Here is a 22255-nt window from a genome sequence, read left to right as displayed (position 1 = left end):
TGGTCGGAGTGCCTGGGCCCGGCACCGCATGATCGGCTGTCCGCACGGGATGCACGTGACGGAAGGTGGACGGGTGGGAGTCCGGATCGGGTACGGGGCATGGATCGTGGGCGTAGTGCAGTTCTTCGTCATCCACGGGATCGCCGAGTCGGCTTGGGCCAGACCGTACAGCTGGGCACGGAACAACATCAGCGATTTGGGCAACGTTCACTGCGCTTTGCAGCCGGAGCCTGAGCCGCGGTACGTCTGTTCTCCCGAGCATGGCCTGATGAACGGTTCATTCATCGTCCTGGGAGTGCTGCTCGTTGTCGGCGTCGCCCTGATTGGTGGTGACCTCTGGCGCAGACGCCGGGCCGCCACCATGGCCCGCCTGCTTCTGGCCGGTGCCGGTACGGGTTTCGTGCTCGCCGGGCTGGCCCCTGCGGACGTCGATGAGAACCAGCATGTCCTGGGCGCTCTCCTCATCATGGCGGCGGGCAACGTCAGTCTCGTCCTGGCGGGCTTGGGCCTGGCAGAACGCATACCGACCCCTGTGCGGTGGGGCACGAGCATGTGGGGAGTCACAGCGATCACGGCCTTCGGGCTGTTCCTCTCCCACCACTATCTCGGTCTCGGCATGGGAGGCATGGAACGGGTCGCTGCTTTCCCTCTCCTGGTCTGGGCGCTCGCTGTCGGCGTGCGTGGCGTCATCCGTCGGGCAGACCGTGTGCCTGCCGGGGCGTGATCGCACGAAGCCGCGCACGGAGGGACGGTGCCCTGCCGCTGATCTTGTGAGGTCTACCTGGACGGGTCCGCCGGTACGCACAGCTCAGCGATGAACCGGCGCGGCGGAACGGGTGGGCACTGGGCGTCATTCCACCGGGGCGTCACGGCTGAAGTTGGCGTGGAGGAGGTGAGGTAGCGCCCGGTGCCGTTGGTCGCGGGCGAGACGTAGCGATCGATGACGTCGAGGAGTTCGGAGTCGGAGGCACGAGGAAAGCGCATGACGGCATCTTCCTGCTCACCCTTGTCTTGTCGGCCCTGCCTGCACTGCCTGCTATTCACGCGAACCACCGCGGGAAACCGCTCACTCGATCAATGGATGAACATCGTGATCGAAATCAGCTGAGCCATCGACTTCTCCGGACAGTTTCAGCCAATTGTGGATCGCCGAATAGATCATCGACGTACTTCAGGACACGTGGAAACCCCACCGGCCACACCCTTGCCACTCACTTATTCGAAGCCGAAGCCGGTTCAAGTTGAAGGCCCTCCTGGTAGCATTTTCTCTTCGATCCAAAAAATCGAGATGCGCGCACCCGGGTGGGGGAACAATGGCGAACGCGGACGATCTCCTGGGCCGGTTGCCTGCGGCCGGCCCCACGCGGGCGGCCAACCGCCGGAAGGTCCTTCTCGCCGTGGCGATCAAGTCCGGTACGCAGGCCGACATCGCGCACCGCACCCTGCTCTCGCAGGCCACCGTGTCGGCGGCGGTCCGCGAACTCGCGGAGGCCGGCCTCGTGCCCACCACCAAGGAGCGCGGCAAGGTCTGCCTCTCAGCCGTCAACGATGTCGGCGTGGGCGTGCACCTCGGGTTCAACCACATGACCGTGGTCGCCCGCAGACTCGACAAGGAATTCGACCAGGTGACCTCGCGGGGCAGGTCGGAGGGCGTCAGCAGGAGTTGGTCCCGGGCTCTGCCCGAGGTCAAGGAGATGATCGATGAGGCGATCGAGGGTACGGGGCGGTGCCGCTCCGACGTGTTCTCCCTCGGCATCGCCGTACCCCGGATGATCAATCCGCGCACCGGCGGCTTCACCCCGCCGATCCTGCCGCCCTGGCGGGCGGGCGACGACCCGGCGAACGACCTGGGCACCTGGCTGGGCGTGCACGCCTTCATCGACAACGACGCCAACCTCGGCGCGCTGGCCGAGCAGACCTACGGCACCCGGGAACACGCCGAGACGGTGGTCTACGTGAAGGCGTCGACGGGTATCGGCGCCGGCATCATCGTGCACAACAACGTGCTGCGGGGCCATGGCGGCATGGCGGGGGAGCTGGGCCACCTCACCGTGGACCCGCACGGCGCGGTCTGCCAGTGCGGCGGACGCGGCTGCCTGGAGACGGTGATCGGCGCAGACGCGCTGATCGCGCAGGTCCGTGCCGCTCGCGCCCGTAACAGTGTGCCCGCGCCGGAGACGCTCGAACAGGTCATCAGGGCCGCCGAGGCACAGGACGCGGTCTGTATGCGGGTGATCCACGACGCCGGCCGGCGCCTGGGGCAGTCCCTGGCCCAGCTGTGCAACCTGCTGAACCCCGATCTCGTCGTCCTCGGCGGGCAGCTCGCCCAGAGTCCTCTGCTGTTGGCGGGCTGCAAGGAGTCTTTGCGTTGTTTCGCGCTGCCCGGCGCGGTCGCCGAGGACTCCGAGTTCGTCCTCGACCTCAGTGAACTGGACACCCGGGCCGAAGCTCAGGGCGCTCTGGTCCTGGGACTTCGAGGCATGGAGCACGCGGCCAACCACACCTAGACACCCTGCTGCCGGACGTGTGCTGCGCCCCGCCAGAAGCACTTGTGGAGATGCTCGATGGACAACGTGCCGCGCAAGTCCCTCTCTCCTTCGAAATGCAGGGGCGGATGCGATGTCACCGCCGCGCGCGTTCAGATGAGTGAGCGCTGTCGACCGAATGAATCGAGCCTTGGCCGGTGGGCCCGTGGCGGGACCGGAAGCTCTTCTTTCGCCAGGAAACAGGGGCGGTAGCCGCGAGGTCCGAGCACCGATGATCGCGGGCCGGTTCGGCATCCGGTGCGGCTGGGGAATCGCTACACTTTGGCCCCGACGGCGCCGGAACAGCCGGTGCACGCGTCTTTCCCGTTCCGATCTTTTCCGGGGCAGCTGATGCCCCTGACCCGAGGCGGTCTCATGGCCTACGAGCCCATTTCCGTATTCCCGTGCGAGAATTTCGGATATTCGCGACAAGCGGTGAAGGGCGGGGCCGTGCCGTCCCCCGAGGAACCGGCCGCCTACGAACCGCCGACGCTGGTCGACCTGGGTCATGTGCGTGAGGTGACACTGGGCAGTTCCCCCAGCGGGCGCGCCGATGCCAACGCCCAGTACTACTACTGATATTCCGGACAGTTGTCATGCCCCGACCCGCGGTCCCCGCCGCAGCCACGGACCCGCGTCGCCCGTCTCCGGTCCTTCCCCCTCCCGACGGGCCCACCATCGCGGGACTGCTGTCGCCGGCACCTGCTCCGGCGCCGCGTGGAGCCACCCTGCTGTGGCCGGGCGAACCCCTGCTCTGGTCCTGGGGGCCCTGGCATCCGGGCGAGGTCCGCACCGTGCAGTGCGCACATGCCCGGGTGGCCGCCATCGGCCAGTGCCTCGCAAGCGAAGTGACGATGCGTCACGACCTGCGACGGGCCGTGCAGGACGGCCGCTGGGAACGCCTGACCCGATGGCCCGGCGCGTACCTGCTCCTCGTGGTCCGGGACCACGGTCACCTCACTGCGTACGCCGACCCGGCGGGCCAGTTTCCTCTCTACTACGGGCGCCACGGCCACCACACGGTCCTCTCCACCCGGGCGAGGACCGCGGCGGCCCTGTCGGGGACGGCCACCCGGCCCGACACGGCTGTGCTCGCCGCGCACCTCGTCTGTCCCGCAGTGCCCGAACTCACGGAAGGACGCACGGCGTACGACGCAATCCGCCGGCTCGGTGGCGGCCAGGCCCTGCAAGTCGCTCCTTCCGGCCGCTGCACCCGCTGGACGTACGAGGAAGTCGCCCCCGACCCCGGCACGCGGTTCGAGGACAGCGCAGACCAGTTGCGGTCGGCCCTCTCAGGCGCCGTCGCCCTGCGTACCGACAGTGCCCCACGCATCACCTCGGACTTCAGCGGCGGCCTGGACTCCACCTCCCTCGCCTTCCTGGCCGCCCGCACCACCGGCCGGCCGCCCCTGGACGCGTTCGTCTACCACTACCCCGACGCACCCGCCGGCGACCTCGCCCACGCCCTGGCCCACGCCGAGCAGGCTCCGTCCATCCGGCTCGCCGTGACCCGTGGCAGTGAGGACTCCCTGCCCTACAGCGGCCTGCCCGAGCACGGCTCTGCGGACCAGCCCGACCCGGCGGCAGTCATCGGCGCCCGACAACGGCTGCGGCTGGACCACATCGCGCGCGGCGGCCCGAGCATTCACCTGACCGGCGAGGGCGGCGACGCACTGCTGGCCGCGCCCCCCTCCTACCTCGGTGACATCGCGGCCACAGCCGGACTGCGCCGGCTCCTGAGCGAGGGGCGCGCGCTGGCCCGCATGCGTCAACTCTCCCCGGCAGAAGTCGTCCTGCGGGCCAGACGCCTTGCTCGCACACCCTTGCACCAAGCGATGAGCAGACTCGCCTCCCGTCTCGACGAACCCCTGGACCACCCGCCGCAGTGGGCGGACGCGGTCGCCTGGTGGCCGGACCCGGGACCGGAGACGGCCTGGCTGACCACCGGAGCACGCCGGCACCTGGCCGAACTGGCCAAGGAGCGCGCCTCGTCGATCGGTCCGCCATCCGCTTCGGCGCCCGCGACGCCGGGCACCCGGGCAGTCCTGTGCGAACTGCGCACCTCCGCCGCCGTACAGGCCCAGTTCACCTCCACAGCCCGCGCGTTCGGCATCTGGCCGCACGCTCCCTTCCTGGACAGCGAGGTCGTACGGGTCTGCACCCGCCTCCCGTTGGCGCACCGGATCGACCCTTTCACCGCCAAGCCGCTGCTGGCGGCCGCTTTGGCCGGCCTGGTTCCCGCCCCCGTACTGCAGCGCAGAACCAAGGGCGACTACGCGGCCGAGAACTACCGCGGCGCCCGCCGCTCGGCGCCACAGATCAGAGCACGACTCCTCCGGTCCCCGCTGGCCGAACTCGGGATCATCGAGCCCGCGCGGGTGATCGCCTCGGTCGAACGGGCGATCGCGGGTCTGCCCGCACCCTTTCCAGCGCTCGACCGCCTGCTCGGCGCGGACCTGTGGCTGACGGCCGGTGACAGCGGACAGGAGCGGCCATGACGCGGCTGAGCGTGTCCGAGCACGTCCGTGAGAGCACCTCGCCGCACGGTGGCAGCGTGCTGCTGGACGTGCGGTCCGGCCACTGCTTCGCGATCAACTCCGTGGCGCGCACCCTCTGGCAGGAATGGCACCGCAGCGGGAGCTTCGACTCCGCGGTGCTGACGCTGGCCGGTCGTTACCCGGACCTGCCGCACGACCGGATCCGCGAGGACGCCCGCCGTCTCGCCGACGACCTGATCGGTCTTGGCCTCCTCACCGCGCACGCCCCGGGCCCGACGCCCCCCGGGGCGGGACGACGCACCCACCCGTCCCCGGCGGCCGACGCTCCGCCTCCCACGGCGGAACCGGCACCGGTCACCGCGGGCCGAGGTCCGGACGGCCGCGGATCCGCCCGGCCAGCCCCATCGGAGGACAAGGTTCCGCCTGTCGCCGAAGTGCCTGTGGCCGCAGCCCAGATGGCTGCCGAACCGCTGCGGGACGAAGGCGAACGCTCCCTTCGCGGCACCGTGACCGCGGTTCTCAGTCTGTTCGCACTCCTCGGCGCCCTGCTGCTGATCCGGCTGCCGTTGAGAACCGTTCACCGTACGGTGCGTTGGATCGCGCGCACCTGGTGCCGGCGGGAGGCCACGCCGGAGCAGGCCGCACTCTCCCTCGCGGCGGTGCGCCGGGCAGCCCGGTGGTACCCAGGACGCGCCGCCTGCCTGGAGCTTTCCCTGGCCACGCTCGGAGTGCTGGCACTGACCGGCCGGCGGGTGGTGTGGTGCATCGGCACAGCGGACGACCCGTACCGATTCCACGCGTGGGTCCAAGCCCGGGGAGTCGCGATCGCCGCACCCGACGAGTACGGAATCACTGCATTCCGCTGTGTTCTCTCCGTGAGCTGATCCAGCTGGACACGCCGACTGCGGGAACGTGCCACTCCGCGACCTTTTCCGGCTGCCGTGTTCAATTCGCACCCGCCCGATGCCGGCCGGGGACCCTTTCGGACAGTTTCAAGAACGGCGTGGAGAATTCGAGCGTACTCCCCTTCATCGGCCGGACCCTGTGCGCTAGCCTGACAAGGCGAAGGGCGATCACCGGTCTCCCGGCAACCGCCCTCGCCGGAGGGGCCTGCTCGCCCCTCAGACGCGCGGCAACAGCGCGTCGACCAGCGTCATTTCACCGTTTTCGTGAGCCATTGCTGTCAGGAACACGAGGACCATGACGATGATGACCACTCGCACGTGCTGCCAGTGCACGGAGACCGAACAACGAGTGGTCATCGTCAAATTCATACCCATGTGACTTCACCTCACCTTCCCCACGCGCCAACACCGATTTCCGGGAACCCGGCGATGACTCCGTGTGAGGAACAGTGTTCCCGTCAACCCGCCGCAGGACAACGGTGCTTGATGCGGCCTCAGGCGCCCCATGAGCCCCATCCCGTGGGAATTCACTCCGCGTCCCACTTCGATTCGCCCATGGGCGACGAGGGGTGTATTCCGCCGCGCCATGAACCGAAATGTGAGACCGCTCTCCGCTCCCGGCCTCCCCTCGGTACGCACCGCAGAGGCAGCCCCCCTCACGCCGGCGAACCGTCAACGAGCTCTCCCGCGCCTCGGTCTTGCCGGGGGCACGCCCCATACGTGATTCGAAGGCGAGCGGAGAGGGAACACCCTTCGCCCTCATCGAATAGGGCGGCGCAGGCCCCGCGCTGATGCTGTTTCCGCGTACGTGTCAGCAGCTCGCCCCCCCAAGAATGTGACGCACATCACGCGATGCGGGTGCTGAAGTGGCAGTGGGCGCGGAGGACGTCTCCGGGCTGGTTGCCGGAGCGCTACGGAACGGCTCCGGTACGACGCGGTCCCGGCCGGCCGCAGGTCTCGCCCTCCGTCGCCCCGTGTGTTGCGGAGCATGTGGCAGCGGAGGGGGGAAGCCTGCGCGGGGTGTGCACGGTCCGCCTCTCTGGAGGGATCGGCGGCGACATTGCGGCGGGCGATGTCGAGGGTGCGCCGGACGAAGTCCATGGAGAGCCTCGGGATGGGGAAGCGGGAGGTGAGCCGCGTCGGCGGCGTCGCGTGATCGAGGGACGCGGCGGGGCGGGCCGGAGACTGTTTCCGGCCCGCCCCGCCGCTGTTTCCGTGTGACGCCGTACGCGCGCCCGTCAGAAGGGCTTGGTCGGCAGGTACTTGCCGTCCAGGGTGATGACGGCGCGCTCGCCGCCCTCGGGGTCGGCGACCTTCTTCACGTCGAGCCTGAAGTTGATCGCGGAGATGATGCCGTCGCCGAACTCCTCGTGCACCAGGGCCTTGAGGGTGGTGCCGTAGACCTGGAGCATCTCGTAGAAGCGGTACATGGTCGGGTCGGTCGGGATGCGGTTCGGCATCGAGCCGCGGGCGGGGATGGTCTGGAGCAGCAGCACCGCGTCCTCGTCCAGGCCCAGCAGCTCGGTGACGGCCTCGGCGGCCTTCTCCGGCAGCGGGTGCTGGCCCAGGACGGCGGCGGTGGTGAAGGCCACCGAGAGTCCGGAGACCTCGGCGATCTGCTTCCAGGAGAGGTCCTTGCGGATCTTCGCCTCGACGGCCGCGTCGGCCAGGGCCTGGCGGGCGGTGGGGTCGAGCTGGGCGTGCACCATGATCAGTACTTCTTTCCGTGTGGGTGGACCGCTTCGGGGCAGGGCAGGAGGCGGCGAGTGGGTGGCTCCCGGCGCGGATTCGCGCAGGGGAGGCGGAGGCGGGGCCTGGATCAGGCGGCGGTCGCGGAGCTGTCGGTCAGCAGGTCCTCGACGCGGCCGGTGCCGATGTCGTAGACCCAGCCGCGCAGAGTGACCCTGTCCTCCGCCACGGCTCGGGCGACCGAGGGGTGAGTGACCAGGTTCTCCAGTTGCGCGAGCACGTTCTGCCGTATCAGGGCGGGAACGTCACCGGCGGTGGTGCCGGCTCGGGAGGCATCGGCGTGCCGCAGCCAGGAGGCGACCGCCGGAGCGCCGCTGAGGTCGTGCCCCTCGGCGAGGGCGGTCATCGCACCGCACGCGGAGTGACCGCAGACGACGATGTCCGACACTCCCAGCGCGGCGACGGCGTACTCGATGCTCGCCGCCACCCCGTCGGCGCCGGGGCCGTGGGCGGGCACCAGGTTGCCGGCCGTACGGATCACGAAGAGGTCGCCCGGCTCGGTGCCGGTGAGCAGCTCGGGGACGACGCGGGCGTCGGAGCAGCTGATGAACAGGGTGTGCGGCGTGTGATGCGTGGCCAGATGGGCGAAGAGCTCCGCCTTGGCCGGAAAGACGTTCCGCTGGAAACGGGCGACGCCCTCGGCGAGGTCCTGCATGGTCACTCCCTTCGGGTGGTGATCGGCCCGTTGCGGGCTGTTGGGATCCACCATGCATGACCTGCTTCTATAGTGTCCAAGAGCTGATATCGACGCTAGCTATTGCTGACACCTATGGTTCTTTGCATGGCTGCTCTCGAACTGCGTCACCTGCGCTACCTGCTCGCCGTGTCCGAACACGGCAACTTCACCCGCGCTGCCGAAGAGCTGCACATCTCGCAGCCCACGCTCTCCCAGCAGATCAAGCAACTGGAGCGGACCGTGGGCGTGCAACTGCTGGACCGCACCGGCCGCACGGTACGGCTCACCGACGCCGGGGCCGTCTACACCCAGCACGCCCGGCGCGCCCTGCGCGACCTGGCCGCAGCCGAGCGCGCCGTCCACGACGTCCACGATCTCTCCCGCGGCCACCTGCGGCTCGGCACCACCCCCACCTTCACCGCCTACTTGATCGGCCCGCTCACCGCCGAGCTCCACACCCGCCACCCCGGCATCGGCCTCACGTTGACGGAGATGCCCCAGGACCACATCGAAGCAGCCCTGCTCGCCGACGACCTCGACCTGGGCATCGCCTTCACCGGCCCTCACCCACCCGGCGTCACCAGCACCCCACTGTTCACCGAGACCCTCAGCCTCGTCACCGCTGCCTCGCGTGCCCGGTCAACGCCCGGACCGCTACCGGTGCACGACCTCAAGGACAGACAACTCGCCCTATTGAGCGGCGACTTCGCCACCCGCAGCCACATCGACGCCTACTTCGCCCGCCACCGGACCGCCCCACGCGTCTCGGTCGAGGCCAACTCCATCCAGGCCCTCACCGAAATCGTGCAACGTACCTCGCTGGCCACCGTCCTGCCCGACGCCGTCACCCACGACCACCCGCACCTCGATCCGGTTGCCCTCGACCCGCCCCTGCCGACCCGCACCGTGACCCTCCTGCACCGCCAGAGCGCCTATCGCACCGCCGCCGCCCGCGCCTTCACCGAGCTCACCCACGACCTCGTCCGCACACGCGGCTACACATCGCCCCTGTGAACCGACCCGCCCCGGGGGGGCCTCCCGAACGGCCCCGCCGATCGTGGTGGGGATCGTCGGCACTCCCATGCCCTGGGCAGCGCGGGCGACCATCTTGGTGTTGGCTTGCAGCAGCCGAGTGTCCATGGAGCGCATCAGGGAGAACGTCTCGGGCTGGGCTGGCAGTCGATGAGGACCAGGATCGGCCGGGGCGTGGAACCGGACTTCGAGGAGCTGCCCCGAGGGGTTGCGTGCCAGCCGGTGCTTGCCGCCCTCCGTATCCCCTGGCGCGGCTCAGGTGTGGGTCCACTTCGTACCGTCGTTGTTCCCCGCGGAGAGCGGCCCGGCAGCGCGTGGCCGCGCAGTGTGAGGCCCCGCAGAGTGAGGCCACGCAGAAGCGCGGCGACGTCAGCGATCAGACGCTGGCGATGAGGTGATCGACGACGTCGGTGAGGCTGCCTCGGGTTCGATGGGCGGCGCGTTGCCGCTCGGCGCCGTTGCCGTGCGTGCGCTGGCGCGCCCAGAGGGTGTGGATCAGTTCGCTGTCACCGTGGGTCAGCAGGGCCGGCTGCAGCCGGGACAGGAGCCGGTCCACCTGGCCGATGGCGGGGGACAGGCCGCCGGTGGCCAGGTCGATGCCGAGCCCGGCCAGACCGTGGCGCGCCGCGTGCCAGCAGGCGGCGCGCAGCATCTCGGGCCGCGGCCGGAGCGCCGGCTCGCCGGTGGCAATGGCTTCCAGCGCAGCTGTGGTCATCGCCCTGAGGACGCCTGCGAGCAGCACGGTCTCTTCCGGGGTGGTGGCCGCGTCGGCGAACCGGAACTCCAGCGTCGGTACGTGGTGGGAGGGCCTGATGTCCCAGTACAGGCCGCCGCGGTCCATGACAGTGCCCGTGGCGATGAGACCGTCGACGAGGTCCTCGAAGTGGGAGAGGGAATCGAAATACGGCGGAGGTCCGGCCACCGGCCAGCGTCCCCAAGTCGTCGTGCGCCAGCTGGTGTGGCCGGTGTCCCGACCGGACCAGTAGGGCGAGTTGCCGGTGAGGGCGATCAGGACCGGGATCCAGGGCCGCAAGTGGTTGCTCACCTGCACAGCGGTGGCGAGGTCGGGTACGCCGACGTGGATGTGGCAGGCGCAGGCGCTCTGTTCGTCGTCCAGCGCACCGAACATCGCGGCACTTCGCGCGTAACGGGGACCTGTGGTAAGCGGCGGCGGGGTGGCCTGGCCCAGGACGGGCGTGCCGCTGGAGATGATCCGCAGCCCCTGCCGCGCGGCTGCCCGTGCGACGGTCGCACGTGTAGCGCGTACCTGCTCGGCGAACGTCGTCAGGCTGGTGTGCGGGTCGGTGCGCACCTCGACCTGATAATCCGTCAGCTCCGGACCGACGCGGTCACCGAGCTCGTCCGCGGCCTCGGCAACCACCTTCGCGCCCTCCGCGCTCACCGCGCGCGTCACGGGGTCGACCAGGAGGTATTCCTCCTCCGCACCCACCGTCAACGGGAAAGGCACACCCGCAAGAAGGCGACCCCTGCCCTCGCCCGCCGACGAACCTTGTGGACCGGCAGGGCTGCACCCCGTATGCGTCATGTCCATCATGCTGGCACCGGAGTCAGCACGGGTCGACCCCGTGTGGTTGGCGGCGAGGACTCATGCCGGTGACGGCGTGGGCTCTGGCCGGTGATGGCGCGGGCTCAGGCCGGCTCGGCCGAGAAGGATGCACGGTCGCCCGTGTACGCGTTCGTACGCGTTGCACCGTCCAGGCCGACAGAAAGGGCACGTGCTCGGCTCCCTGACCGGCGGGGGAGGGTCCCGCGCCTTTCCGGTACCGGCCGAGGCGGAAGTCCGGTCGGCGACCGTTGCCCATGCCGCGTAGGCGGCCGGGGCGCCTCCGGGCCGCAATCCCGGGCCGGCACCAGACACGGACCACGAGACCGGCCATCGACCGCCTCTCTCCGGCATCGCTGTCCCGGACCGTCCGTCTCGCACGCACCCGGAACCGTCTCCCACCCGGCGCTGTCGGCGCGGCCTTGCGCCGGTGGAAAGTCCACGTCCACCGCACCCAGCACGATACGAATGGTGGCTCGCCGACGAGTTCGGCGACGTCCACTGCCACCGCTGCCCCCAACCCCTTCGAAGCCCGTGCCCTGCTCGACGCCGTGATGCGGGCGATGCCGCAGCGCGGTGCCCGCGAACTCCGCAGGGGCATCGGAAAGACGGACGCCGTCATGGGCCCGCTCACCCGGCCGTGGTACAGGCGGCTACGTACAGACGGACCAACTCCGCGTCCCCGCCGCGAAGGGGCTCCGTGGCGTCCTCGTTCACCAGCTTCTGCACGTGCTCACCTCTCCTGTAAGCCGCCCGTACGGCCGTCATGCCCACAAGAGGCCGACGCGTTCCAGGGCTTGGGACACCAGCACCGCAACAAGGTCAACGTGCGCAGGGGTGGGCACCTGAGGAGCCCGAGGCTCTCGCGTGTCGGCCCTCATCACTGGCTCCTGTCGCGGGAGGGGTGAAGCACCGCTGCGGCAATCTCCCTTACGCGGTGCCGGGTGATACCCGTGCGCTGTTCGACGGCGAGGGGGTGGTCGGTGGGTTCGAGTTCGACGAGAGGGCGCTCGCCGACCGGGCGGGTGTGGACGTGCGTCTTCAGGTGGAGAGTCGTGGGCGAGTAGGCCGAGAGGTCAGTAGTGAGCCAGCCGAAGTAGGGCGCCTCCGCTTCTCGGCCGGTGGTGTTCCACATGTCCGCCGCGCGGGAGAAGTTCTCGCGGCTGAGGGAGACCCAGACAGCCCAGGAGAACACCTCGTCGCTGCCGATGACCGGTATCTCGATCAGACCCTTGACGAAGTAGTGCTGTGCCCGGATCACGCACTGGTCCGACGAGAGCAGGCAGTCGTCCGCGTCAGCGAAGGCCGGATCCCACGCGGCCGGGGCCTCGGCCGCGTAGTTCATGGGCAGCTCAGGGTGGTGCGCCCCACAGCCCGAGCAGAGAAAGCCGAGATCACTGGTCATGACGTGGAGCCTAGTGACCGCCTTCGCGGCCCTCGATCGGCACCCACTGGCACCATCTACGAGCGTGCGGGTTGCGCGTAGCGCTCGATCCACGAGCATGCGGGTTGCGCGTAGCGCTCGGGCGGGCCGACTCCGTCCGTCACAGCAGCCTGGCGACCGCCGGCCACGGGCATCACACACCTCGTTCAAGTGAATGACCGTGTGGGGGAGTAACCGCGTGTGTCAGTCTCCGAAGCCGGCTGCCCCCTCGGGTGGGACGGCGTTGATGATCCGATATCCCACGCCGGGTGTGGTGGCGATGACCGGGGGGTCGCCGAGTTTGCGGCGCAGGCGGCTGATGGTCACCGTGACCGTGTGGGTGAACGGGTCGGCGTGCTCGTCCCAGACCTGTTCGAGGAGGTTCTCCGTGCTGAGGAAGGCGGGGCTCGCGTTCAGGAGTGCTTCGAGTACCGCGAATTCCTTCACGGAGAGGTCGAGTTGGTGGCCGTCGCGGCTGACCGTGCGGCGCATCGCGTCGAGTTCGATGCCTGCCGCGCTCAGGGTGCGGGACCGGGCGGCGGGGCGACGGCGGGCCAGGGCGCGGATGCGCAGGACGAGTTCGGGAAAGTGGAAGGGCTTGGCGACGTAGTCGTCAGCACCCAGGATCAGGCCGCTGACGCGGTCGCCGGGTGAGCCGGCGGCGGTCAGCATCAGGACCATCACGCGGCCGTCCCGCTCGGTGATCATCTTGCAGAGGGTGTCGCCGTGGATGCCTGGCAAATCGCGGTCGAGCACGACGACGTCGTACGCGTTGACGTCCAGCTTGGCCGCGGCGTCGAGCCCGTCGTGGGCCACGTCCACGGCCATGCCCTGGTCGCGCAGTCCCTCGGCGATGACTTCGGCCAGGGGGCGGGCGTCCTCGACCACCAGGACCCTCAACGCGCCACGTCCGTCTCTGTGTCGGGGGCTTTCACCGTCGCCCTGCCGTCAGTACGGGGGAGGGTGAGGGTCACGCGCAGGCCGCCGTCGGGGAGGGTGAGGGTCACGCGCAGGCCGCCGTCGGGGCGGGCGCGCAGGTCCAGGGTGCCGTGGTGGGCCGGAAGCACTCCCTCCGGCCTTCCGCCGGGTGGTCCGGCAGACGCAGTGCCGGTTGTACGGGATTTGTTTGTACGGCGCCGGCCGTCCGACGCCGAACAACGTCGTCGGGCTAGACAGGGTGGCGGCTGCCCCGGGCGACGGGTGCACCCTTCCGGGACTACGACCCCGCCCCTGCCGAAGAGGAGCCGAACGCATGCCGAAGCGGAACGGAGCACGGACCTGCCCGGTCACGGCAGCCCTCCTGAGCATGTTGACCGCCGCCGGCCTGGGCCTCACCGCCTGCCAGCCCGGCGGGGCGGCGAAAACGCCGCCCGCCACGGCCTCTCACGCCACTCCACCACGCGCGGTGACTGCCCAGGAGCTGGACCTGCTCCACCGCGCGAAGCAGCTCCTGCTGCGCGACTGCATGCGGGCCCACGGCTTTGTCTACCTTCCTGTGCCGCGGGAACCAGTTCCGGAAGCCCGCGACTTCCCGTACGGCATCGACGATGCGGCCTGGGCGGCCAGGCACGGGCTGGGGTCCGACATCGACCGGCAGCGGGAACGGATCCGCCGACAGGACCCGAACCAGGTCTACTTCAGGGCCCTGTCGCCACAACGGAAGGCCGTCGCCCTGCGGGTCGCCAACGGACCCGAGCCGGCCGGGCTGACCGCGCGTACGGCCGACGGCGCGGTCCTCACCCGCAGCAACCAGGGCTGCCTGGCCGAATCCGACCGCGCGCTCTACGGCAACCTCGGTCGCTGGTTCCAAGCCGTCTCGACGGCTGATTCACTGGCCGAGCTGCGCCGACAACGCGTCCTGGGCGATCCCGCGTACACGGAGGCCGCCCGGGACTGGTCCGCCTGCATGCGCAAGGCGGGACACGCGTACGCCGACCCCGTTCGACTACGGGCGGCCGTCGGAAGGCAGCCGTCCTTGCCGAAGGCCCGCGAAGTGGCCCTGGCTCTCGCTGAAGCCCGCTGTGCCACGACCTCGGGACTGGCCGCCGTCGCAGCAGAGCTCGACCGCGAGCACGCCGCCCGGCTGCGCCAGGGGCGCGAAGCCGAGGCCGATGCTCAACGGCGTCTTCAGCTCACCGCGCTTCCCCGCGCCCGGTCCGTCGTGGACGGCGCCACGGCCGGGGGATGAGCGCGGGCCCGTGCCCGCGCGACACCGCACAACCCAACACAACAGAACAGCGACCCATTCGTGCACCAACCGTGAAAGGCATGACGATGAATCGACTGCGTACCGCCCTTGTCGGCGCCGGTATCGCGCTGGCGCTCGCTACCCTGCCCGCGACGGCCCAGGCGGCCGAAGCACCCTCGGTCCCGGCACCGAGCGGGGCCGCCGCCGACGGCAAGCTCCACGTCTACCTCGACTACAACTACGTCGGTGAGTGCGCCGCGTGGGCGGGCAACTCGGCGAACTGGGGCACTTGCCGCAACAAGGTCTCCTCGCTGCGCAACAACGGATACCCCGGCAGCCTGGACGACGTGTGGGTTTACTACGGCCTCAACTACACCGGGGCCCGGCGGGGCGTGCACAACGGAGTGAGCCTGTCCAACCTCTCCCAGTGGACCTTCGACCCCAACACGGGAAGCGGCTCCGGCCAGCAGCTTAACGACAACATCGCGTCGCACAAGTGGACCAACCTCTAGTTCCCTGGCTCCGGCGGGGCCGGGCGTGGCCGAATGGCCGCGCCCGGCGCCATCGCCGCCTATGCTCCAGGCTGGATTGCCCACCGTCCGGTCAGACGGATCCCACCGCTGCGGGCTCGGCGGATCCGTCCACCGGCACAGAAGGCCCCGCGGCCACAACAGCGCGACGGTGCCTCGGCCCCCGACAGCCGCCTCACGCGACAACGTCACCTCCGGTCCGCCGGGCAGGACGGGCTGTGGACAACGTCAGGGAAGTAGCGGTCCCACTGCGTACGGGTGAGAGGGGTCGGGTTTCGGGCACAGATCCGGGAAAGCGCCTCCTTCGGATTCGTCGACCACAGCCGTGTGTCGCTTTCCTCGCTGCCCGTGACCAGGGTCCCTCCGTCCGGCGACAGCACCACCTCGTTGAGGGCACCTCCGGAGCCACTGAGTACTCCCGCAGGCCGGGGGCGGCGCGGGTCGGTGACGTCCCAGAGCCGGGCGACACCGTCGTAACCCCCCGAGGCCAGAAGCCGTCCATCGCTGCTGAGCGAAACGGAGATCACCACTTCGGTGTGGCCGGTCAGTACGGGGAGCACGGCTGGGCGCCGAGGGTCGGAGACGTCCCAGAGTCGCACGGTGTGGTCGTCGCTTCCGGAGACCAGGGTGCGGGAGCCGGGGCCGAAGGCCAGGGACGTCACGAAGTGGCGATGGCCGGTGAGGACCGCTGACCTGACCGGCGTACCGGGCCGGGTCACGTCCCACAGCTGCACCGTGCGGTCATCGCCTCCGGTCGCCAAGTACCGTCCGTCGTGGCTGAAGGCCACGGCTTTGACATTCAGTCGGTGGCCGGTCAGTACGGCTCGGACCACGGGGCGGGAGCGCGTGGTGAGGTCCCACAGGCGGACTGTGTGGTCGTAGCTGCCGGTGGCCAGGGTCCGCCCGTCAGGGCTGAAGGCGACGGCGAAGACCACATCCGTGTGTCCGGCGAGAGTGGCGACCGGCGCGGGATGCCGACGGTCGGACACGTCCCACAGTTGTGTCCGGTGACGGAAGCCCCCCACGGCCAGGGTGCGGCCGTTCGGAGAGAACGCCATGGATGCCACCGGACCGCCGCCTACCGCCTCTCCAGCCTTCAGCGGCGGCCCGGACGGGGGGACGTTCCACAGCCGCACGGTGTCTCCTCCCGTCGCCAGCCCGCGCCCGGACGGATCGAACGCGACCGCGGAGACACCCCGGACATGACCGGGGAGCGCTGTGGCGGCCGCGTCGAGGAGGCCGTCGCGAGCCTCCGCGGTCGGTGACAGACGGTAGGCCGCGGTCATCAGTCGCGCGTACAGGGCGGGTTGGGTGTCCCGCAGCAGGCTCGCCTCGGTCACGACGTTGCGGGAGAGGACGTCGTTGCGCTGCTGAGTGACCTCCCGCTGGACGTGCAGGGCGTAAGCCGCCGCGCCGGTGGCGAGGAGAGCCATGGCGGTCAGCAGGGCCACGAGCCGGCGCAGCCGTCGTGTCTGCAGGGCGGTGTGGCGTTCGGTGTCCTCCTCGGCCGCCAAGCTGGCGTCGAGGAAGGCGCGTTCCCGGGCGCTGAGGGTGCCGGAGAGCGGTGGCTCCACGAGGAATTCCTTGACCATCGCGAGGCGCCCTCCGCGGTACAGGGCGTCCGGGTCCTCGTCGAGCGAGTCCCAGAGCAGGGTCGCCTCGGTCAGTCTGCGGTGGCGGCGGAGGCTTTCGCGGTCCTCTGTCAGCCACTGGTGCAGACGTGGCCAGCACCGGATCAACGCCTCGTGGGTGATCTCGGTGTGCAGGTCGTCGACGGTGAGCAGACGGGCGCCCGCAGCCTGCTCCAGGACGGCGGCGGTGTCCTTGTCGAGGTCGAGTTCCCCGCGCAGCAGTCGTCGTTTGGTGTCCTCGGTGCCTTCACCCAGCGCGGTCAGCCGCAGGAAGAGCTGCCGGGCCAACTGCTGGCGGGCAGGCGTGAGTGAGGTGTAGAAGGACTCCGCGGTCCGTGCGAGGGCGCCTTCCACGCCGCCCGCGGCCTGGTGTCCTGCGAGCGTGAGCGCGTTTCCCCGGCGCCTGTGCCAGGTTTCCAGCAGGGCGTGCGAAAGCAGGGGGAGCACTCCCGGGCGACCGTGGCACTCGGCGATGAGCGAGGCCACGAGCGGGGCCTCGACGCTCAGCCCCGCGCGCGCGGCGGGCTGGACGATCGCCTGGCGCAGCTGTTCGCCCGTCATGGGACCGAGGACGATCTGGCTGTCGGCCAGTGCGGCGACCAGCTCCGCGTAGTGCGTGCAGTGGGCGTAGAAGTCGGCGCGTACGCCGAGCACCACGCGGCAGCGGCTGTTGGGGGCTTGCGCCGCGAGGCACAGAGCGGTGATGAAAAGGGCCCGCTCCTCCTCGCTCGGGCACAGAGTGAAGACCTCCTCGAACTGGTCGACGACGAGGACCGCCTCGGCTGCGGCGGGCCGCTCGGCGAGCAACTGCCGCACAAGCCGGTGCAGGTTGGCGGGGTCGTCCGCCAGTTCTGCGTGCAGCGCCCCGGCCGTGGCCCCGAGCCGCCCGGCCAGCGTGACCGCGCACTCTTCGAGCGGGCGCGGGCCCGGAGTGAGGAACACCACGGCTCCAGGTTCGGCCTCCGCGTACAGCCTGGGCAGCAGTCCGGCTCTCAGCAGGGAGGACTTGCCCGAACCGGAGGCTCCGAAGACCGCCACGAGCCGCCGCGTCGACAGACTGCGCACCAGGGCGTTCGTCATCTGTTCGCGGCCGAAGAACCTTTCGCCGTCCTCCAACTGGAACGCGGCGAGTCCTGGATACGGGGCGCCGACGGGTGTGCCGCAGGGGCTGTCGCGCTCCTCCGGGGCGTCGCGCGCGGCGACTTCGGCAGCGGTGGTGTGCCATAGCCGCTCCCACTCCTCCACGACTCCGTCGCAGGCCAGGACGTAGGCGAGGGTGACCGGCAGCGAGGGCAGGCTGCGGCCTGCCGCGGCGTGGGACAGCGTGGTGACGGAGTAGTGGGAGCGCTGCGACAGGGTCCGGTAGGTGGGACTTCCCGCCTTCTGCCGCAGCTGCCGCAGGGCTGCCGCCAACCTCAGCTCCGGGCTGTCCCCGTCTTCCAACGGCCGTTCAGTGCGCGGCACAGCCGCCCTCCTCGCGTACCCCTTTGTTCCGGTGATTGTTTCTCACCACGGGGCTGACCGCCTTGCTTTCAATGCTGGACGGCTTGGTTTGGCGCATTTGTGGAGGGTCGGCTTGATGTCGCACACCATGTGATCGGCGGGTCTGGGCCGGCTCTGCGGGCCCTCTTCTTCGGACCCCAGAGCTTCCTTCGTGGGTGCATGCCGCCGAGTTGTGTACCGACGCTCTCTCGGCGTTGTTCGGCCCTCGAGTCAGCCACCACGGAGCAGGGACACCGCCGACCTGGACATCCCCGGCCTGACACCACGGACCCGGGCGCCCCGCGACCGCGCGACACTCGGGACTCTGCGCCTGCTCGACCTGCCGTCGGCCCTGGTGGTGCCGCGTCCGGTTCGTCGACGCCCGCATCGCCTCGTACGAGAGCACCTCGCCCCGCACGTCCTCCACGTGCGAGCGTTCCCCTCCTGCGCGCCGTGAGCCCGGATCTCCTGTCGCCCGACCTGGAGGTAGCACTGCAACGTGCGAGATGCCATGCCGTGCGCTCGCAGTACGCGGCGATCAGCATGGCCACCGCCACCATGTCCGTGGTGTCCGCCGCGTCCGTGACCCCGCACAGGGCCATCCGCTTCCAGGCGTGCGCCGGGTCGGGCCCGGCGTACACCGCAGCACCTCCTGGCAGTTCTGTACGACCTCCGAGGCACACTGGTCGATCGCCCGCCGCCCCACCTCGGGCATCGGAGCGGAGTCCATGGCCGCACGGTGAAGGAACCGCGCTCCCTGGCCGCGCACTCCCGGCCGCCGGCATCCCGGACGCGCCCAGACGCCGTCACTGTCACAGAAACGCCGTCACAGTCACTGCGGACCGGCCACACTCCCCTGGACGCCGCTGCGGACGTGGTCCTGCTCGACGACCACGCGGGCCTCGCTCCCGTACAGGAGCACGTGCCCGATGCCAGGGCGCTGGTACGCCTGCTGGAGGGGGCAGCCCCGGCGGCCCTGCTCGCCATCTCCGGCGCCGACGGCGCGGTCGCCCAGGATCGCCCAGTTCGACGGCCCCGGCGACGCCCTTGTTGCCACCACGGCCCTCGCGATGCCTTCCCCACCACGGCCCCCGCGACGCGCGGCACCGCCGGCCCGCAGCCACCCCGCACCCTCCGCGCGCCCGTCTGGGCCTGCTCCACCCCATCGGCCGCTACGCCACCACCTGACTCCGGTCAGGCACGCCGCCCGCCCGCCCGCTCCTTCGTGCAGGGAGACCCGCTCCTTCGTGCAGGGAGAGGCGGGCCCTTCGTTCAGGGAGGGGCGGGCCCGGAACAACGCACGAGGAAAGGGACACCGTTGACAACTCCTCCCCCCTCCCATACGTTGTATAGCGATCCTGTTGTCGTCGATCGGAGTAGGACGTTGCTCGTCTGAGGTCTTGAAGACACCGCTGTGACCCGCATGACACGCCGCTTCCGTCGGCGATGCGTCAGTCCGTGTGTGTGCGACCTCGACATGAGCGAGACGTCCCTTCCCAGGGTCCTTCCCCCCCTCAAGTCCGGCAGAGCCCCCTCCACGGGCAGCGGTCCACCCGTTCCCCTGCCGTCGCCACGCCCCGGTGTCTCGAATGCGTTGCCCCATCACGTTCGAACGAGCAACCGCGAGGCCCCCATGTCTGTGTACCCCGGCTTTCCCACCTCCGCCGCTTCCGTCACCTGCACCGCCCTCCACTACACCTGGCCCGAGGGCACACCCGTCTTCGAAGACCTCCAGGTGGCCTTCGGACCGGGCAGGACCGGCCTGATCGGCCTCAACGGATCAGGGAAGTCGACCCTGCTCAAGCTGATCGCCGGACAGCTCACCCCGTCCTCCGGCACCGTGCGCACGGCGGGCTCCCTCGGTTACCTGCCGCAGAACGTCACGTTCGACACCCAGTTGCGCGTCGACGAAGCCCTCGGCATCGCCGCCACCCGCACCGCCCTGCACGCCATCGAGGCAGGGGAGGCCACAGAGGAGAACTTCACCGTCGTCGGCGACGACTGGGACGTCGAAGAACGCGCGATCGCCCTGCTCAGCAGCCTCGGCCTCGGCAGTATCGGCCTCGACCGCACCCTCGGCGAGGTCTCCGGCGGCGAGTCGGTCCTGCTGCGGCTGGCCGCGCTGCTTCTGGAACGCCCGGACATCCTGCTCCTGGACGAACCGACGAACAACCTCGACCTGCGGGCCAGGCGAAGGCTGTACGCCACCGTCGAGGCATGGTCCGGAGTGCTGATCGTCGTCAGTCACGACCGTGAACTCCTCGACCGCGTCGACCAGATCGCCGACATCCGCAGCGGCGAGATCATCTGGTACGGCGGCAACCTGTCCGCCTACGAGGAGGCTCTCGCCGCCGAACAGGAAGCGGCCCAGCGGATGGTCCGAGTGGCCGAGTCCGACCTGAAGAAGCAGAAACGCGAACTGGCCGACGCCCACGTCAAACTGGCGCGCCGCAAGCGCTACGGACAGAAGATGTGGGACACCAAACGAGAGCCCAAGATCGTCATGGGCGAACGCAAACGGCAGGCCCAGGTCGCCGCGGGCAAACACCGCGTCATGCACGAGGAGAAGCTCACCGAAGCCAAGGAGCGGCTCGACGAGGCGGTGGAAGCGGTCCGCGACGACGCCGAGATCCACATCGACCTGGCCGCCACCGCCCCGCCGCCAGGTCGCACCGTACTGACCCTCAGGGATCTCCACCTGGTCCACGGGGCGCGTGTACAGGGGGAGTTCGAGCTACGCGGCCCGGAGCGCATCGCGCTCGTCGGACGCAACGGCGCGGGCAAGACCACGCTGCTGCGCACCATCACGGGGGAACTGGCGCCCCTGGAGGGTGAAGCGGTGGCACACGTCCCGCTCCGCTTCCTGCCGCAGCGCCTCGACGTCCTGGACGACGAACTCAGCGTCGCCGACAATGTCGCCCGGTTCGCCCCCGGCGCGACCAACAACCACATCCGTGCCCGGCTGGCCCGCTTCCTGTTCAAGGGCGCGCGGGCCGACCAGAAGACGGCGACCCTCTCCGGCGGCGAACGGTTCCGCGCCACCCTCGCCGCCCTCATGCTCGCCGAGCCCGCCCCCCAGCTGCTGATGCTCGACGAGCCGACGAACAACCTCGACATGGCGAGCGTCCGCCAGTTGACGACTGCCCTGGAGTCGTACGAAGGCGCGCTGATCGTGGCAAGCCACGACGTGCCGTTCCTCGACTCGATCGGCATCACCCGCTGGCTCGTGCTCGACGGAGAACTCCGCGACACCACACCGGAGGAGGTGCGCGATGAACCCATCACCGGCTGAGGCCACGTCCCCGGGCGATGCACCACCACCCGACCGGCGGACATCACGTCCGGCAGCACGCCGACTTTCCAGCGGATCACACCAGGAGGCCTACATGACCGCCATTCCGCACAGCAACGCGACCGAGGACGAGACCAAGCGCAAGTTCCAGGAAGCGCTCGCCCGCAAGGGCCCGCACCCGGCGTCCCGCACTGCGCACGAAAATGCCCTGGCCCGCACCAAGGGCGGCACCCATCCCGCCGGAGGCAAGCGGCAGTTCCGCCGCAAGACTGGATGAGCCGCACACGCCTGCCGAAAGGAAGGGACGCCCCGGGGCGTCCCTTCCTTCGTGTCACCGCTGCCTCACCCTTCACGGAGGATGACGCACACCTCCACCGCTGCTGGACCGGCATGGAACCGATCCCCGTGAAGGTGGAGAGGACGCGAGCGGCAGGCTGCGTGCCCGACGACGGCCTGACGACGACACGTTCACGAACACTCGGCCCACCACTGCTCCCCACGGTCCGGAGTGTCGCCGTCGTCTCTTCACCTCGAAGTGGGAGAGCTTGGCCTGCGGGAAAGCAGGGTGCCTGCGTGTCGACCAGGGGCGGCTGCACAGGCCGGGGAGGGAGGGTGTTTTCCGTTTCGTGTTTTCCGTTTTCGGGCTGACCGCGGAAGACCCGAATCGGAAATTCATCGCTTCATGTGCCGACCGCGGAAGGCCGACACCGAGGTGCCGTCACGAAACCGACCGCACGCATCGGCCGGAATTGGTGAACCG

At 69.9% G+C, this 22255-nt stretch carries 20 protein-coding genes; 10 read left to right on the top strand and 10 right to left on the bottom strand.

Going from position 1 to position 22255, the window contains the following annotated elements:
- Positions 1 to 28 precede the first annotated feature (28 nt).
- A complete protein-coding gene (locus ACQPZG_RS00510) occupies positions 29 to 724 on the top strand; it encodes a DUF998 domain-containing protein (RefSeq protein ID WP_433543737.1) in 696 nt (231 codons plus the stop codon).
- 53 nt (positions 725 to 777) lie between these two features.
- Here ACQPZG_RS00510 and ACQPZG_RS00505 read toward each other — a convergent pair whose 3' ends face one another.
- Positions 778 to 984 carry a hypothetical protein gene (locus ACQPZG_RS00505; protein ID WP_433543736.1) on the bottom strand — a complete coding sequence of 69 codons (207 nt, stop codon included), beginning with the start codon at positions 982 to 984 and terminating at the stop codon, positions 778 to 780.
- A 329-nt stretch (positions 985 to 1313) separates the two neighbouring features.
- Here ACQPZG_RS00505 and ACQPZG_RS00500 point away from each other — a divergent pair, with 329 nt between their 5' ends.
- From ACQPZG_RS00500 to ACQPZG_RS00485, 4 genes are all read left to right on the top strand, one after another.
- Positions 1314 to 2507 (top strand): ROK family transcriptional regulator, encoded by a 1194-nt coding sequence (locus tag ACQPZG_RS00500; protein WP_433543735.1) that lies wholly within the window; start codon positions 1314 to 1316, stop codon positions 2505 to 2507.
- A gap of 468 nt (positions 2508 to 2975) precedes the next feature.
- Positions 2976 to 3104 carry a lasso RiPP family leader peptide-containing protein gene (locus ACQPZG_RS00495; RefSeq protein ID WP_433543734.1) on the top strand — a complete coding sequence of 43 codons (129 nt, stop codon included), beginning with the start codon at positions 2976 to 2978 and terminating at the stop codon, positions 3102 to 3104.
- A 17-nt stretch (positions 3105 to 3121) separates the two neighbouring features.
- Positions 3122 to 5023, top strand: coding sequence for an albusnodin/ikarugamycin family macrolactam cyclase (locus ACQPZG_RS00490; RefSeq protein ID WP_433543733.1), 1902 nt, complete (start codon positions 3122 to 3124; stop codon positions 5021 to 5023).
- Entirely contained in the window at positions 5020 to 5907 is an 888-nt protein-coding gene (locus ACQPZG_RS00485; RefSeq protein ID WP_433543732.1) for a lasso peptide biosynthesis B2 protein, read from the top strand. Before ACQPZG_RS00490 ends, ACQPZG_RS00485 begins: the two co-directional genes overlap by 4 nt.
- Before the next feature lie 237 nt (positions 5908 to 6144).
- On the opposite strand, the gene ACQPZG_RS00480 is transcribed toward ACQPZG_RS00485, so the two are convergent.
- The 3 genes from ACQPZG_RS00480 to ACQPZG_RS00470 form a co-directional block, all read right to left on the bottom strand.
- On the bottom strand, positions 6145 to 6285 hold the full coding sequence (locus tag ACQPZG_RS00480) for a hypothetical protein (protein ID WP_433543731.1): 141 nt from the start codon (positions 6283 to 6285) through the stop codon (positions 6145 to 6147).
- An 881-nt stretch (positions 6286 to 7166) separates the two neighbouring features.
- On the bottom strand, positions 7167 to 7637 hold the full coding sequence (gene cynS / locus ACQPZG_RS00475; protein WP_433543730.1) for a cyanase: 471 nt from the start codon (positions 7635 to 7637) through the stop codon (positions 7167 to 7169).
- 110 nt (positions 7638 to 7747) lie between these two features.
- Positions 7748 to 8332, bottom strand: a complete 585-nt coding sequence (locus tag ACQPZG_RS00470; protein WP_433544575.1) for a carbonic anhydrase — start codon at positions 8330 to 8332, stop codon at positions 7748 to 7750.
- A 126-nt stretch (positions 8333 to 8458) separates the two neighbouring features.
- Here ACQPZG_RS00470 and cynR point away from each other — a divergent pair, with 126 nt between their 5' ends.
- Positions 8459 to 9367, top strand: coding sequence for a transcriptional regulator CynR (gene cynR / locus ACQPZG_RS00465; RefSeq protein WP_433543729.1), 909 nt, complete (start codon positions 8459 to 8461; stop codon positions 9365 to 9367).
- Positions 9368 to 9761: 394 nt separating this feature from the next.
- Here cynR and ACQPZG_RS00460 read toward each other — a convergent pair whose 3' ends face one another.
- The 4 genes from ACQPZG_RS00460 to ACQPZG_RS00445 form a co-directional block, all read right to left on the bottom strand.
- Complete coding sequence (locus ACQPZG_RS00460; RefSeq protein ID WP_433543728.1) at positions 9762 to 10853, bottom strand: carboxylate-amine ligase; 1092 nt, start codon at positions 10851 to 10853, stop codon at positions 9762 to 9764.
- 976 nt (positions 10854 to 11829) lie between these two features.
- Positions 11830 to 12354 carry a DUF2199 domain-containing protein gene (locus ACQPZG_RS00455; protein WP_433543727.1) on the bottom strand — a complete coding sequence of 175 codons (525 nt, stop codon included), beginning with the start codon at positions 12352 to 12354 and terminating at the stop codon, positions 11830 to 11832.
- A gap of 222 nt (positions 12355 to 12576) precedes the next feature.
- Positions 12577 to 13272, bottom strand: coding sequence for a response regulator transcription factor (locus ACQPZG_RS00450; RefSeq protein WP_433543726.1), 696 nt, complete (start codon positions 13270 to 13272; stop codon positions 12577 to 12579).
- Positions 13269 to 13439 carry a hypothetical protein gene (locus tag ACQPZG_RS00445; RefSeq protein ID WP_433543725.1) on the bottom strand — a complete coding sequence of 57 codons (171 nt, stop codon included), beginning with the start codon at positions 13437 to 13439 and terminating at the stop codon, positions 13269 to 13271. The genes ACQPZG_RS00450 and ACQPZG_RS00445 overlap by 4 nt, the downstream gene beginning before the upstream one ends.
- 185 nt (positions 13440 to 13624) lie before the next feature.
- Between ACQPZG_RS00445 and ACQPZG_RS00440 the strand changes: the two genes are divergently transcribed.
- Together ACQPZG_RS00440 and ACQPZG_RS00435 are read left to right on the top strand one after the other, a co-directional pair.
- Entirely contained in the window at positions 13625 to 14560 is a 936-nt protein-coding gene (locus ACQPZG_RS00440) for a hypothetical protein (protein WP_433543724.1), read from the top strand.
- Between the two features lie 80 nt (positions 14561 to 14640).
- Positions 14641 to 15072, top strand: a complete 432-nt coding sequence (locus ACQPZG_RS00435; protein WP_433543723.1) for a hypothetical protein — start codon at positions 14641 to 14643, stop codon at positions 15070 to 15072.
- Positions 15073 to 15278: 206 nt separating this feature from the next.
- On the opposite strand, the gene ACQPZG_RS00430 is transcribed toward ACQPZG_RS00435, so the two are convergent.
- Together ACQPZG_RS00430 and ACQPZG_RS00425 are read right to left on the bottom strand one after the other, a co-directional pair.
- Positions 15279 to 18185 (bottom strand): hypothetical protein, encoded by a 2907-nt coding sequence (locus tag ACQPZG_RS00430; RefSeq protein ID WP_433543722.1) that lies wholly within the window; start codon positions 18183 to 18185, stop codon positions 15279 to 15281.
- Between the two features lie 850 nt (positions 18186 to 19035).
- Positions 19036 to 19263, bottom strand: a complete 228-nt coding sequence (locus tag ACQPZG_RS00425; RefSeq protein WP_433543721.1) for a hypothetical protein — start codon at positions 19261 to 19263, stop codon at positions 19036 to 19038.
- A 573-nt stretch (positions 19264 to 19836) separates the two neighbouring features.
- On the opposite strand from ACQPZG_RS00425, the gene ACQPZG_RS00420 reads away from it, so the two are divergent.
- Both ACQPZG_RS00420 and ACQPZG_RS00415 read left to right on the top strand, forming a co-directional pair.
- On the top strand, positions 19837 to 21495 hold the full coding sequence (locus ACQPZG_RS00420) for an ABC-F family ATP-binding cassette domain-containing protein (protein WP_433543720.1): 1659 nt from the start codon (positions 19837 to 19839) through the stop codon (positions 21493 to 21495).
- Positions 21496 to 21589: 94 nt separating this feature from the next.
- A complete protein-coding gene (locus tag ACQPZG_RS00415; protein WP_433543719.1) occupies positions 21590 to 21772 on the top strand; it encodes a DUF5302 domain-containing protein in 183 nt (60 codons plus the stop codon).
- Positions 21773 to 22255 lie beyond the last annotated feature (483 nt).

The organism is Streptomyces sp. CA-294286 (assembly GCF_050947155.1).
In the GTDB taxonomy this organism is placed as follows: Bacteria; Actinomycetota; Actinomycetes; order Streptomycetales; family Streptomycetaceae; genus Streptomyces.
Note: the sequence above shows the minus strand (reverse complement) of the source record. Positions and strands in the feature narration are given on the sequence as shown.